Source organism: Lactobacillus sp. S2-2 (assembly GCF_021698855.1).
GTDB lineage: Bacteria > Bacillota > Bacilli > Lactobacillales > Lactobacillaceae > Fructilactobacillus.
Window position 1 is genome coordinate 243609 of sequence record NZ_WWFA01000001.1, and the last position, 14460, is coordinate 258068.

A 14460-nucleotide genomic window follows, 5' to 3' on the forward strand; every position below is an offset into this window, starting at 1 on the left:
GATATTTTGTTAGTTGGAGGAAAAAATGAGTAACGCAATATTTTTAGTTACATCAATTGAGAGTGTTAATAAAAATAAATTTAGAACTGAATTAAAGGAAGCAATTAATAACGGAATTAAAGTAAAAGTTATTATTGCGATGATTGAATCAGTAGATTCAAATTATGCATTTGAATTAATTAAAGATTATTTAAAAAAAGAAAGAATAGAAGAATTAATTGAGATAGTTCAACTTTCAGATATTTTTGCATCTCAAAAGGGAATTAAATTAAATAATGGAATTAAAAACTTTCCCGATTTAAATAGTATGACAATCGTATCAAATAGTGAAATGATTGATACATATATTGATGAAAATGGAGAAATTGTAGCTGAAAAAGTAAGTCTTACAAAAAGTACAAAATCTAAGTCATATAAATTGAATATTTATTCAAACAATTCATTGATTCAAACAATTGATTACGGATCTAATGATCAAGTTATGGGAATACAGAAATTTGAGAATGAAATTCCATTAGAAAATCTTTTATTTAATAATAATGGAGAGTTAGTTTTTAGATTTATTGCTAAAAAAATAAAAGAAAGAAATCTTTATAGTCTAAGTAAAACATCAATTATCAATCCACCGAAAACAAGTTTTGAGGTAGATAAGAAAGAAAAAGGTAATTTAGGAAATAAGGACTATATTGATACTAGTGATGATAAATTTGCGTATGAAATAATTGATTATATAAATTATCAAAGAATTAACGGTTTGTATGAATTTTATGCATTATTAATTAATAATAATGTTAATGATGAAACTAGAATATATATTGATTTGAATGATAATATTTTATTAGCAAATTATTTAAGTAATAGAGTTATATTTAATTATTAAGGAGAATCTGATCTTGAGAGTAATATTATCAGAATTAAAATTAAAAGAAGGACAACAAGAACTTGAATTTGAATTAATCGATACTGATATTTTATTGAATAATGTATCTATTACTTTTATTGAAAAGGAAAGTATGGCATCGATTACAATGCCAGTTAGTCAAAAAGATATAAAAAATGATTTAATTAAATTAAAAATTGACGCAAAAAAATTTCATTTTGAAAATAGCGAACAAAATGAATTTGAATGGATTATGTATTTTAATTTTGGAGATATAAATAATTTAAATATCGTCCAAGTAGAAAGTGAATATTTAAGTAATAATAAAAGATTAAGTTTAACAGATTATTATCAAATTAGTAGTAATGCAAATGGAATGGCTACTTTAAAGGTTAAAACTAAACGTTCAAATGAAGAATTTATGATTGATTCTATTAATTTAACATTAGATGGACAATTAAAAATAACCGGATATAATCAAATTGATAATAAAATGTTATATGATCAAAAAATAATCTTAAAAAATAATGTCAATTCTAAATTATTAGAATATCCAATTGAAAAAAATATTTTTAAGGGTATTTTTGAAATTATTATTCCGCTAGATAAGTTAGAACGTAATGCTAATTATAATTTATTTATTAATTATTTGTTTGAAGAAGAAGAGGTAGAACAAAAATTAATATTATCTCAGTCATTATCTGGTCATTTATCAAGTGTTAATCTAAAAAATGGACGTCAAGTAGCAATTGATAAAACCATTAGTAATGGAATTCGACTTAGTGAATTTGCACAACTAAGTTTGCCACAAAAGGTAGCTCTGGTTCCTGAAAAAGTAGAAAATCAACAAAAGAAAATTCAAGCAATTTTTGAGAAGTTAAATCGATTTAGGTTACGAAAGCTATTTGGAATGGGACATTCAGCATATGAAGAACCAACTATCATTTTTGAAAGCTTTGGTGGACGACAAGTTAGTGATAGTCCTTATGCAATTTACCAATTATTTAAAAACCTCTATCCAGGGTTCAATTTTATTTGGTCAATCGATCGATCTTTAAAGTCATTTTGTAAGCAAAATGGTATTAGATATGTAATTCGTAATACTTCAAAATGGGTTAAAGTCATCGAAAAGTCACAGTTTTGGATTAGTAATGCAAGATTTCCTGCATGGGTTAAAAAGCCATCATATGTAACTTATATTCAGACTTGGCATGGAACTCCTTTAAAAAAATTAGGATTAGATATTGATAATGTTTCGATGCCTGGAACTAGTACAAATAAATATCATAATAATTTTGTGAAAGAAGCAAATCGTTGGGATGCTTTAGTATCACCAAACGATTATTCTACTCAAATATTTAGATCAGCGTTTGGATTTAAAAATCAAATTTTAAAAATTGGTTATCCAAGAAATGATGAGTTAATTAATCATAATAATAGAGACTATATTAATAATTTAAAAGAAGAATTAAATATACCAAAAGATAAAAAAGTAGTCCTATATGCTCCTACTTATCGAGACAATCAATTTGAAAGTAAGGGTAAATATACTTTCGAATTACCATTTAGTTTAGATGATTTTAAAAATAAATTTGGTGAAGATGCTGTTTTAATTTTAAGAATGCATTATTTAATATCTAATGCTTTAGATATTTCTGATTATTCAGACTTTGTTTATGATTATTCTAATTACTCTAATATATCTGATTTATATTTAGTATCTGATGTTTTGGTTACTGATTATTCTTCTGTATTTTTTGATTATGCTTATCTTAAAAGACCAATTATTTTTTATCCTTATGATTATCATGTTTATAAAGATGACCTTAGAGGATTTTATCTTAATTATGAAAATGATTTACCTGGAGATATCGTGCATAATGAAAAAGATTTAATGACTTCACTTGAACTTTCAATGAACAATAATGTAAAAGAAAATAAACAATTTATGGACTTTTATAATCGTTTTTGTGCGATTGATGAAGGACTTAGTTCACAAAAAGTAGTGGATTATGTTATTCAACAAATTGAAAAATAAAAAATCCGGTTATCCGGATTTTTTTATTTATAAGTTAGGATATTCATTATATAATCTTAGGTAGTGATTAATAAGAATTCGAAAGGAAATTTTATGAGCAATATTAAATTAGAAAATGAAGTCAATAATAGAAGAACCTTTGCTATTATTTCTCACCCTGATGCCGGTAAAACAACAATAACAGAACAGCTTTTATTATTTGGGGGAGTTGTACGTGAAGCTGGAACTGTAAAAGCTAAGAAAAGTGGGAATTTTGCAAAATCTGATTGGATGGAAATTGAACAAAAAAGAGGTATTTCAGTAACAAGTTCAGTTATGCAATTTGATTTTGATGATAAAAGAATTAATATTTTGGATACACCTGGACATGAAGATTTTTCTGAAGATACGTATCGTACGTTGATGGCTGTTGATTCTGCAGTTATGGTTATTGATGCTGCGAAAGGAATTGAGCCACAAACTAAAAAGTTATTTAAGATTTGTAAAATGCGTGGAATTCCAATTTTTACATTTATGAATAAATTAGATCGTGATAGTAAGCCACCAATGGAATTAGTTGCACAACTTGAAGATGTTTTAGGTATTGAAGGGTATCCGATGAATTGGCCAATTGGTTCTGGACGTATTCTAAAGGGTTTATATGATAGATATAATAAACGAGTTGAATTATTTAAATCTAATAGTAAAGAACGTGAATTTTTACAATTAGATGAAAATGGCGATTTATCTGAAGATAATGAATTAAGTCAAAGTGATATTTATACGGATGCTAAAGATGAGATGGATTTAATGTTTGAAGCAGGAAACCAATTTGATATGGAAAAGGTTAGAACTGGTAATCAAACACCGGTATTCTTTGGTTCAGCCTTAGCTAATTTTGGTGTAAAAACCTTTTTGGAAGCATATTTGGATTTAGCACCAAAACCAGGTGAACATAAAACTGAAGATGATAACTATATTGAACCAAATGATGATGAATTTTCAGGATTTGTATTTAAAATACAAGCTAATATGAATCCCAATCATCGTGACCGTATTGCATTTGTCAGAGTTTGTTCAGGTGAATTTGAAAGAGGAATGGATGTTCAATTAGAAAGAACTCAGAAAAAAATTCGTCTTTCTAATGTTACTCAATTTATGGCTGATTCTAGAGAAAATGTTCAAACAGCTGTGGCTGGTGATATCATTGGTTTATATGATACTGGTAATTTCCAAATTGGAGATACTATTTATAAAGGTAAAAAGAAAATTAATTATCAAAAATTACCTCAGTTTACTCCGGAATTATTTATGAAAGTGTCTGCTAAAAATGTTATGAAACAAAAATCATTTCATAAAGGAATTGAACAATTAGTTCAAGAGGGTGCAATTCAATTATATAAAACTTATAGTACAGGTGATTATATTATTGGTGCTGTTGGTCAACTTCAATTTGAAGTATTTCAATTTAGAATGCAAAATGAATATAATTCAGATGTAGTTTTAGAACCAATGGGAAATAAAACAGCACGTTGGATTAATCCAGATCAATTAGATGAAAAAATGTCTTCATCTAGGAATATTTTAGTAAGAGATCAAAATGATGATCCTTTATTCTTATTTGAAAATCAATTTGCTGAAAGATGGTTTGCAGATAAATATCCTGATGTTAAATTGACTTCTAAATTATAAAAAAAGACGACTTTTAGTCGTCTTTTTTTATAATATTAATATAGTTTTTAATAACGTATCCATTGTTAGGTATATGATACCAAATAAGATTATTTTCATCTTTTATAATTTCATCAATTGTAATTATTTCATTATGACAAAAATTGTTTATTTTTTTACCATAAGGTTTATCAAAAACTTGAATTGATTTATTTGGAATGAAATTAACAATACCTTTTTTATGAATTTTCTGTGAATTTGAAATTTTATAAGAGTCATTAGGTAGATAAATATTTGAATTATTAGTAACAATAGTTAAATCTATAGCTTTAATCCATTGATTACCACCAAGATTAAACCAAATATCTTTTTCAGTTTTAACTGTAATAAATGCTTTCCAGATGGAGTTTATTGGTAGCTTATCTTTTAATATTTTACCTTCAGGAATAATAGATGGGAAAACATTATTTTTAAGTTTAACAAAATAATTTATTTTTTGAACAATTTGCCAATTTTTAAGTCGATAATAGTAATTAATTGTTTGTACCTTATTTGAAATAATTCCATTTTGATTACCGCTGGTGAGATAAATTTTATATTGATCAATTTGAGGAGGCTTTGAAGAATAATTAGATTCAATAACATCATATTTAAAATCAGGCTTTTTAATCATTTTATAATTATCATAATCAAAATAGTAAAAGATAACAGGTTGACCCATTTTTTTTAAATAAATTATATTTATTTTCTGTGGTTCTTTTGTAAATCTAAGCTTAAAATCGCTAATTTTAGATAAAATAAAATTTTCAAACTTAGGAAATACTAATTTTATTTTATCGCCAATTTTTCCATAAATGACATCAGGTTGTTTAATAATTTGTGCTTTTTCATCTATATAGTTCAATACTATGTATGATTGTTTACTAGATTGATTTTTTTTATAATTATTAGGATTTTTTGAAATTTGGGGAGTTTGATTTTTAATTTTTGTAGATTCTTTTTTACTCTTGAAAATATTTTTAAATAAAGTAGTAATTTTAATGATTCATCATCTCCAATACAATAATATAACTATTCTATCATTATTTGAAAAAAAATAATAAAAAAAAGCTGGTAATCACCAGCTTTTATTTTATTTTGAGCTTATTATTATCGATATAAATTGACATTGTTTTTCTAGTTGGATTATCTAATAAGAAATCGGTGATTGGATCTTCAATATAATCTTGAATTAATCTTCTCAGTGGACGTGCACCTAAACTCTTATCGAAATCAAGATTAGTGATATATTCAGCAATTGATTCATCAAAATTAATTTGGATATTATTTTGATTCATTGTTTTCTTTGTTTGATCTAACATATTTTGAGTAATCTTAATTAATGATGAATTATCAAGTGAATTAAAATTAATAATTTGATCAAAACGATTTAATAATTCAGGCTTAAAGTAATTAGATAAATTATTTACTTTGTTAATTTCATTTTTATTAAATCCAATATTAAAATTACTGTTATTGTCACTTCCTGCATTGCTGGTCATAATTATAATTGTTTCACTAAAATTGATTTTTGTCCCATTGGAATCAGTTACCAAACCATCATCTAAGATTTGTAAAAAGAGATTAATAACATCAGGATGAGCTTTTTCAATCTCATCTAATAATATTAAACTGTAGGGATTTCGTTTAACTTTATCAGTTAATTGACCAGAATCAGAATATCCAACATACCCAGGAGGGGCACCGATTAATTTAGAGACAGAATTAGTTTCCATAAATTCCGACATATCAAATCTAATCATTGAATCTTCAGTGCCAAATAATTCTTCGGTGATTTTTTTTGCTAATTCAGTTTTACCAATACCAGTTTTTCCAAGAAATAGGAATGATCCAATCGGTTTTTTTGAATTATTAAATCCAATTCTATTTCTTTTAATTGATTTACTAATTAAATCAATAGCTTTGTCTTGGCCAATAACTTCAATTTTTAAATTATCAGCCATATTTTTTAATTTACTTTTTTCATTAGGATTAATTTTTCCTACAGGAATACCCGTTATTTTACTAATAAGTTTTTCAATATCTTTTTCAGTAACTTTTTTTTCTTTATTATCAATATTTTGATAATTTTCTTTTTGTTCTTTTAATAAATTTATTTGTTTCTTGAGAAAGTCAGATTCATCAACATTATTGATTTCGTTTGCTGATTTAATTTCCTCGTTATATTGATTAATTGTTTTATCAATATTTTTAATATTAATTAAGCCCAGTTCAAGATTTTTTCTAGAACCAGCTTCATCAATAATATCAATAGCTTTGTCAGGCAAATTGCGATCATGAATAAATCTAATAGAGAGATCTAATGCTGCGATAATCGCTTGTTTGGTATATATAACAGAGTGATATGCTTCATAATATTTTTTGATACCCAATAAGATTTCTAATGCTTTATCTCTTGAAGGTTCTTTAATATTAATTTTTTGAAATCTTCTTGATAAAGCAGGATCTTTTTCAATATTTCTAAATTCTTTGGTTGTTGTCGCACCAATTAATTGAAAATCACCTCTGGATAGAGCTGGTTTTAAAATATTTCCAGCATCCATATTGTTATCATTACTACCACTACTTTCAATCATTTCGTGGATTTCATCAATGAATAAAATTACATTAGGTGATCTTTTAATTTCATTAGCTAGTTTATTGATTTTTTCTTCATACTGACCGCGAATTCCTGTTCCAGAAATTAAAGATGCCATATCCATTTGAATGATAATTTTATTTTGTAATTTAGGTGGGACTTCTTTTTTTACAATTTTTTGTGCTAATCCTTCAACAACCGCTGTTTTACCAACACCAGCATCACCAAGTAAAACAGGATTATTTTTTGTTCTTCGATTTAAAATTTCGATTAGTCTTAAGGTTTCATCATCTCTGCCAACTACCGGATCTACTTCTTTTTTTAAGGCTTTTTCATTTAGATTAGTACCATATTTATAAATTAAACTTTTTTTATTAATGCTACGATCGTTTAACTTAGCATTATCTAAATTTTTCTCATCCTTTTGATCCATCATTTCAGAAAGTAACTCATTTACATTAAAGCCAATTGGATGTTGATGTTTTTTGTCATCATTATTTTCACCATTATTATCATTGGGATTTGAATTGAATTTATCTAAATCATCCATTAAAAATCCTCCTTTTTCATTTTTCTCAAAATAATATACAATGAATACTATACGTATTTTGGTAAGGTCAAGTCAATATTAAAACTTTATCAATTATATTCATTAAAAAAATGGAGGTATTTTACTTATGGAATACAGTAAAGAACAATATACTGATTTATTAAATCAGTTAAAAAATCAAGAGATTGATTCTTTTGAAGTATATCCTAGTGATTTTTCTAATTTTCAAGCTGCATTTTCTGGTTTTGAAAGTAAAAAAAAGATTATCGGAAAGGCTTATAAAGAAGGTAAAATTATCTATTCTTATAATGATAAAGACTAATATTATATCTGAATATATCAGGTATTAAACTTGTTTTTTCATAAATAAATTGGTATTCTTAAAATATAAAGATAATGGTTCACAAAGGAGATCGAGTGATATGGAAAAAAGACAATTTAAAATTGTTGCTGAAACTGGTATTCATGCACGTCCAGCTACTTTATTAGTACAAACAGCAAGTAAATTTGATTCTGAAATAACATTGCAATATGATGATAAAACAGTTAATTTAAAATCAATTATGGGTGTTATGTCACTTGGGGTTGGTCAAAATGCAGAAATTACTATTGCTGCTGACGGTGATGATGAAAAAGAAGCAAATGAAGCAATTGCTGAAACAATGAAAAATGAAGGATTATCAGATTAAAAAAACTGCCATTTGGCAGTTTTTTTTGTTTAAAGTTTTTATAAACATTATTTATAAAATGAAGTTCATTAAAATTATATCTATATGGTTATGTTAAAATAATGATTACATATAAAATAAATAATTAATTAAAAGGGGAGAATTTAAGTGAATATTGCATTATTTACAGATACTTATTTCCCACAAGTAAGCGGAGTTGCAACTTCCATTAGAACTTTAAAAGAAGAATTAGAAAATAAAGGACATAAAGTATATATTTTTACTACAACAGATCCAAATGCTAAAAAAGATGATTCTGATGATGATGTTTTCAGATTTTCTAGTATACCTTTTGTTTCTTTTTCTGAAAGAAGAATTGCAGTTAGAGGATTGTTTCAAGCATATCAGATTGCAAAAAGGTTAAAGATTGATATTGTTCATACACAAACTGAGTTTTCAATGGGATTTATTGGAAAGTTTGTTTCAAAGTATTTAAAGGTGCCTTGTATACATACTTACCATACGATGTATGAAGACTATTTACATTATGTTGCTAATGGTAGAATTTTAAAACCAATCCATGTTAAAGAAGGAACATTGGCATTTTGTCATAATATTAATGGAATTGTTGCACCAAGTAATCGAGTTTTAGATAAACTTACCGAGTATGGTGTAAAAAGTCCGATTAGAATTATTCCAACTGGAATTAATGTAGAACATTATCAAGACAATCAAATTAAAAATATGAAAGAGCAATTGAATATTAGTAGTGAAACAAAAGTTTTATTATCAGTTAGTAGATTAGCATATGAAAAAAATATTGATAAATTAATTGATCTTTTTCCCAAAATACTAAACAATAACAAAAATATAGTTTTAGTTATTGTTGGTAATGGTCCGGCTAAAGATGACTTAGTAAACCAAGTTAATGATTTGGGAATTGAAAATAATGTTATTTTTACTGGAGAAATTGATAATTCAAAAGTTAATTCATATTATCAAATGGCTGATATATTTGTCTCAACATCTAATTCTGAATCTCAAGGATTAACTTATATCGAAGCAATGGCTTCGGGAATTAAGGTAGTCGTATCTAGTAGTCCATATACTAATGAATTATTAAGCGATAAATCTTTAGGTTCAGTTTTTGATCGAGATCAAGAGTTTATTGAAATTGTGTCTGAATATTTAAGTAATCCTGATAAATATCCAGAAAAAAGTAAACTTAGAAGACAAAAATTACATGATATATCATCCACATATTTTGGTGAAAGAATACTTGATTTTTATTATGAATCAATTAATAATTACGATAAAAATAGTGTAATTAACCGTAGCGAAAAGTTATAAGGAGTTTTTATATGTTAAAAATCAACATGTTTTCTACTGCTGATAAAGTTGCAGGACAAGGTGTAGGAAGTGCTTATTTAGAGTTAATTAATTTATTAAAAAAACATTTTTCAAATGAATTTGAAATTAATATTAATCAGTACAATAAATCAGACATAAGTCATTATCATACGATTAATCCAAGATTTTATCTTTCTACTTTTTCTAAAAAAAGAGGACGAAAAATTGGATATGTTCATTTTTTGCCTGAAACTTTAGAAGGTAGCTTAAAAATACCACAACCATTTAGAAGTATTTTTTATAAATATGTAATTTCTTTTTATAAAAGAATGGATCATATTGTTGTAGTTAATCCAATGTTTATTGATAAGTTAGTTAATTACGGAATTAGTCGAGAAAAAATATCTTATATTCCTAATTTTGTTAGTAAAAAAGAATTCTACTCAGTTGAAACAAATCAAAAAAGTCAATTAAAGAAAAAATATAATTATGATGAAAATAAATTTTTAGTTTTATGTACAGGACAAGTACAAACTAGAAAAGGTGTGTTAGATTTTGCTAAATTAGCAGAAGAAAATCCATCAATTCAATTTGTTTGGGCTGGTGGTTTTTCCTTTGGTAAAATCACCGCTGGTTATAGTGAATTAAATCAGTTATTTAATAATCCGCCTAAAAATTTAAGCTTTCCAGGAATTATTCCAAGAGAGCAATTGGTTGAATATTATAATATGTCTGATGTATTCCTATTACCTTCTTATAATGAATTATTTCCAATGTCAGTTCTTGAAGCTTTCTCATGTGGTACGCCTGTGATTTTAAGAAATTTGGATTTATATAAAGTAATTATTGATGGATATTATAAACCTGCTGAGAATGTTAATGAGATGAATCAGGCATTACAAGAATTGATTAATAATAAAGATGAATTACTAAGTTATCGAAAAAAATCACTCGAAGCTTCTGAATATTATTCTGAAAATCACTTAGCAGAAATTTGGAAAAAATTTTATTTAGAACAGTCAAAAGAGGAGAAGTAGATGACAAAAAGGAATAAAATATCGTTATCAATTATGCTTCTTCTCGGAATATTGATTTTTGTTTATGCAGCTAGAGACCTTAAGTTTGATGTTTTAATGCATGATATCACAACAATTAATCCTTATTGGTTCCTGGTAGCTGTTTTTTGTATTCTTGCTTATTTTGGATTAGAGTCTTTTATCACTTATCTATTAATTAAAAATAATAATCCAAATTATACTTTTAAGGATTCAATTAGAGTGCCATTGGTTGAACAGTTGTTTAATGGAATTACACCGTTTGCTTCAGGTGGACAACCAGCACAACTTTTTGTTTTGATGCAATCAGGCGTTGATGCGGGTCGTGCTAGTTCAGCCTTAATAATGAAATTTGTTGTATTTCAAACAATGGTGGTTTTTAATTTCTTTATAAGTTTAATTATTGGATTTCAATATGTAATGGAAAAAATGCATGCTTTATCATGGTTGATTCTATTTGGATTTTTAATTCATTTGGTAGTTGTTATTGCCTTATTAATGATTATGTATTGGCATGGTTTTACTAAGAAGATAGTTAATTTGGTACTTAAGCCAGTTAAATTTTTTATTAGTGATGAAAAATTTATTTCATTAAAAAGTACTTTGGATGAAAAAATTGATAATTTTTATGAAGAAAGTGTACATATTGCAAAACAATGGAAGTTGATGTTGAAGATTGTTTTAATAACATTTGTACAATTATTGTTCTATTATTCGATCCCATACTTTATTATGTTGTCGTTAGGGTATGATCAAGCAAATATTGTTATGATTATTAGTTTGCATATTATTATTTTTATGATTATTTCAATTTTTCCAATTCCAGGTGGATCAGGTGGAGCTGAATATACTTTTGAAATGTTGTTTAGAAGTTATATATCTAGTAGTAGTAAATTGCTATTAGCAATGATGTTATGGCGTATACTTACTTATTATTTAGGCCTTGTACTTGGAGTATTTGCACTAATTAAAAAACCTCATAAATTGAATGAGAGTAAAAAATAAATTTGGAGGCATAGAAGATGTCTGGTTTTTTTAGAAATGTAAGGAAAGCTTTAAATAATAAGATCGGTTTCTTTTTATTAACTGTCATATTGTTTTGGGCTAAAACATATTATGTATATTTAAATGAGTTTACACTTGGATCTAAAGGTTTAATGCAACAAATTTTATTATTTGTGAATCCAATTCCTTCAGCTCTTTTATTGTTTGGAATAGCTTTGTATTTTAGAGGAAAGTTATCTTATGTATTAATGATGATTATTAATATGATTCAATCTTTATGGTTGTTTGCAAATATTCTTTATTATCGTGAGTTTTCTGATTTTATTTCTTTTGGAATTATTAAAGGTGCTGGAGGGGTACAGAATAATTTAGGTAAAAGCTTAGTGGAAATATTACATCCGCTAGATTTTATTGTATTTGCAGATATTTTATTAGCCTTAGGATTACTTTTATTTAAAGTGATTAAAATTGACGATCGAAGAATTAAATTTAAATTTTCAATCGGGTTGTCAATTTTATCTTTATTTTTAATTTTTGCTGAATACCAGGCTTCTAATGCAGATCGTTCAGGTTTGCTAACTAGAACTTTTGATAATAATTATATTGTTAAATATTTAGGGTTGAATGAGTATGCTGTTTTTAGTGCTTATCAAACACATAAAGAAGTTAAAACTAAAAAGGATTCTAAGCCAAGTGACCTGGATGAAGTAAAGAAATATATAAAAAATAATAATGATGGAATAAATCCTGAGTATTTTGGAAAAGAAAAAGGGAAAAATGTTTTTATTATTCATTTGGAAAGTTTTCAACAATTTTTGATAAATTATAAAGTAAATGGAAAGTATGTTACTCCTAATTTGAATAAATTTTATAAGAATAAGCATACTTTATCTTTTGATAATTTTTATCATCAAGTCGCCCAAGGAAAAACTGCAGATGCTGAAATGATGATGGAAAATTCTTTATATGGATTACCACAAGGATCAGCAATGAGTTCATATGGAACGTCTAATACTTATCAAGCTGCTCCTGCAATTTTGAATCAAAAGGGATATACAACAGCTGCATTTCATGGGGATGTTCCAAGTTTTTGGAATCGTGATAATACCTATAAGTCATGGGGATATCAATACTTCTTTGATAAGGAGTACTATAATATCAAACCTAATTATAATATTGGATATGGATTAAAAGATAAAATCTTTTTAAAGGATTCTGTTAAGTATATTGAAAAATTACCGCAACCTTTTTATGCTAAACTCATCACCTTAACAAATCATTATCCATATGAATTGGATAAGCAAAATGTAGATTTTCCATCATTAAATACAGGAGATAATACTGTAGATCCATATGTACAAACTGCACATTATTTAGATCAAGCTTTTAAAGAGTTTATTAATTATTTGAAAAAAACCGGGTTAATGAAAAATAGCATGATTGTTTTATATGGAGATCATTATGGAATTTCTGATAATCATAAACCTGCTATTGCTAAATTACTTAAAAAGAAAAATATTAATAATTATGATTTAGCTGAATTTAAGAAAGTTCCATTTATGATTTATGGAAATAATATAAAAGGTAAAGTAGATCATACTTATGGTGGAGAAATAGATGCTTTGCCAACTATTATGCATTTATTAGGGATTAAAACTAATAAGAGTATTATGTTTGGTCAGGATTTGTTGAGTAATAAAAATGAGCAAATTGTACCATTTAGAAATGGAGATTTTGTTACTAATAAATATACTAAGATTGGCAATGATGTATTTAAAGCATCGAATGGTAAACCTTTAAAGTTAAATATAAATCAATCAAATGAAGTTTCATCAATTCAAAGTAAGGTTGATAAAGAATTATCATTATCTGATAAAGTCATTTATGGAGACCTATTAAGATTTTATCAACTTAAGAATTTTAAATCTGTTGATAAAACTAAATATAATTATGGAAAGCAACATGCATTATCGATGTTAAATGATGATGATAAAAAGGATAAAGATGATTTAATTTCAAAACTTAAAGTTAAATCAACTGAAAATATGTATAAAACTGATGCTCCAGAGTTAAAAAAAGAGTGAAATCATTAATGATTTCACTCTTTTTTTAATTTATTTGTAAATTCTATTGACGAAGAATTAAATTCTTGGTAAGATATTCCTTGTCGTTAAGGAGACAAACGTTTTATTAAAATATTAAAATAAAAAATGTTGTTGACAAAAACGATTTTGGATAGTATAGTTAATAAATGTTCTGCTAAAGAATAAAGCAAGCGAAAACAAATTAAAATAATTTAAAAAAACGCTTGCAAGAAAGTTAATTAGCTGATACAATGAATTATGTTGTCGTCGTTGATATGACAACGATTCGAGCAAGTAGATCTTTGAAAACTGAACAAGATTTCGATCAATAAAGTGTAAGGAAATTTCAATTAAATTTGGAATTAAAAAACATGTGCGATGTCAATTCGCAAAAAAGAAACAACAAATAAGAGCTAGTAAAGTTCTCATTTTAAAATGAGAGTTTGATCCTGGCTCAGGACGAACGCTGGCGGCGTGCCTAATACATGCAAGTCGAGCGAGCTTCCGTTAATGATTTGAGGTGCTTGCATCAAAATGATTTA

At 26.2% G+C, this 14460-nt stretch carries 11 protein-coding genes and 1 rRNA gene; 10 read left to right on the plus strand and 2 right to left on the minus strand.

Annotated features, from left to right (window positions below; all coding sequences use genetic code 11):
* Positions 1-25: 25 nt before the first annotated feature.
* The 3 genes from GSH19_RS01345 (at position 26) to GSH19_RS01355 (ending at position 4589) form a co-directional block, all read left to right on the plus strand.
* Entirely contained in the window at positions 26-880 is an 855-nt protein-coding gene (locus GSH19_RS01345; RefSeq protein ID WP_237026111.1) for a hypothetical protein, read from the plus strand.
* Positions 881-893: 13 nt separating this feature from the next.
* Positions 894-2918: a CDP-glycerol glycerophosphotransferase family protein gene (locus GSH19_RS01350; protein WP_237026112.1), complete on the plus strand. Its 2025-nt coding sequence runs from the start codon at positions 894-896 to the stop codon at positions 2916-2918.
* 93 nt (positions 2919-3011) lie between these two features.
* Positions 3012-4589: a peptide chain release factor 3 gene (locus tag GSH19_RS01355; RefSeq protein ID WP_237026113.1), complete on the plus strand. Its 1578-nt coding sequence runs from the start codon at positions 3012-3014 to the stop codon at positions 4587-4589.
* Positions 4590-4602: 13 nt separating this feature from the next.
* Here the strand turns inward: GSH19_RS01355 and GSH19_RS01360 are convergent, their stop codons facing one another.
* Both GSH19_RS01360 and GSH19_RS01365 read right to left on the minus strand, forming a co-directional pair.
* On the minus strand, positions 4603-5472 hold the full coding sequence (locus tag GSH19_RS01360; RefSeq protein ID WP_237026114.1) for a MucBP domain-containing protein: 870 nt from the start codon (positions 5470-5472) through the stop codon (positions 4603-4605).
* A 223-nt stretch (positions 5473-5695) separates the two neighbouring features.
* Entirely contained in the window at positions 5696-7756 is a 2061-nt protein-coding gene (locus GSH19_RS01365; RefSeq protein WP_237026115.1) for an AAA family ATPase, read from the minus strand.
* A gap of 127 nt (positions 7757-7883) precedes the next feature.
* Between GSH19_RS01365 and GSH19_RS01370 the strand changes: the two genes are divergently transcribed.
* The 7 genes from GSH19_RS01370 to GSH19_RS01400 form a co-directional block, all read left to right on the plus strand.
* On the plus strand, positions 7884-8078 hold the full coding sequence (locus GSH19_RS01370; RefSeq protein ID WP_237026116.1) for a hypothetical protein: 195 nt from the start codon (positions 7884-7886) through the stop codon (positions 8076-8078).
* A gap of 100 nt (positions 8079-8178) precedes the next feature.
* Positions 8179-8445: a phosphocarrier protein HPr gene (locus GSH19_RS01375; RefSeq protein ID WP_237026117.1), complete on the plus strand. Its 267-nt coding sequence runs from the start codon at positions 8179-8181 to the stop codon at positions 8443-8445.
* A gap of 147 nt (positions 8446-8592) precedes the next feature.
* Positions 8593-9774 (plus strand): glycosyltransferase family 4 protein, encoded by a 1182-nt coding sequence (locus tag GSH19_RS01380; RefSeq protein ID WP_237026118.1) that lies wholly within the window; start codon positions 8593-8595, stop codon positions 9772-9774.
* An 11-nt stretch (positions 9775-9785) separates the two neighbouring features.
* Entirely contained in the window at positions 9786-10811 is a 1026-nt protein-coding gene (locus tag GSH19_RS01385; RefSeq protein ID WP_237026119.1) for a glycosyltransferase family 4 protein, read from the plus strand.
* A complete protein-coding gene (locus tag GSH19_RS01390; RefSeq protein WP_237026120.1) occupies positions 10812-11834 on the plus strand; it encodes a lysylphosphatidylglycerol synthase transmembrane domain-containing protein in 1023 nt (340 codons plus the stop codon). It begins immediately after the preceding gene.
* A gap of 17 nt (positions 11835-11851) precedes the next feature.
* Complete coding sequence (locus tag GSH19_RS01395) at positions 11852-13918, plus strand: LTA synthase family protein (protein ID WP_237026121.1); 2067 nt, start codon at positions 11852-11854, stop codon at positions 13916-13918.
* Between the two features lie 431 nt (positions 13919-14349).
* A 16S ribosomal RNA gene (locus tag GSH19_RS01400) occupies positions 14350-14460 on the plus strand; the annotation flags it as partial.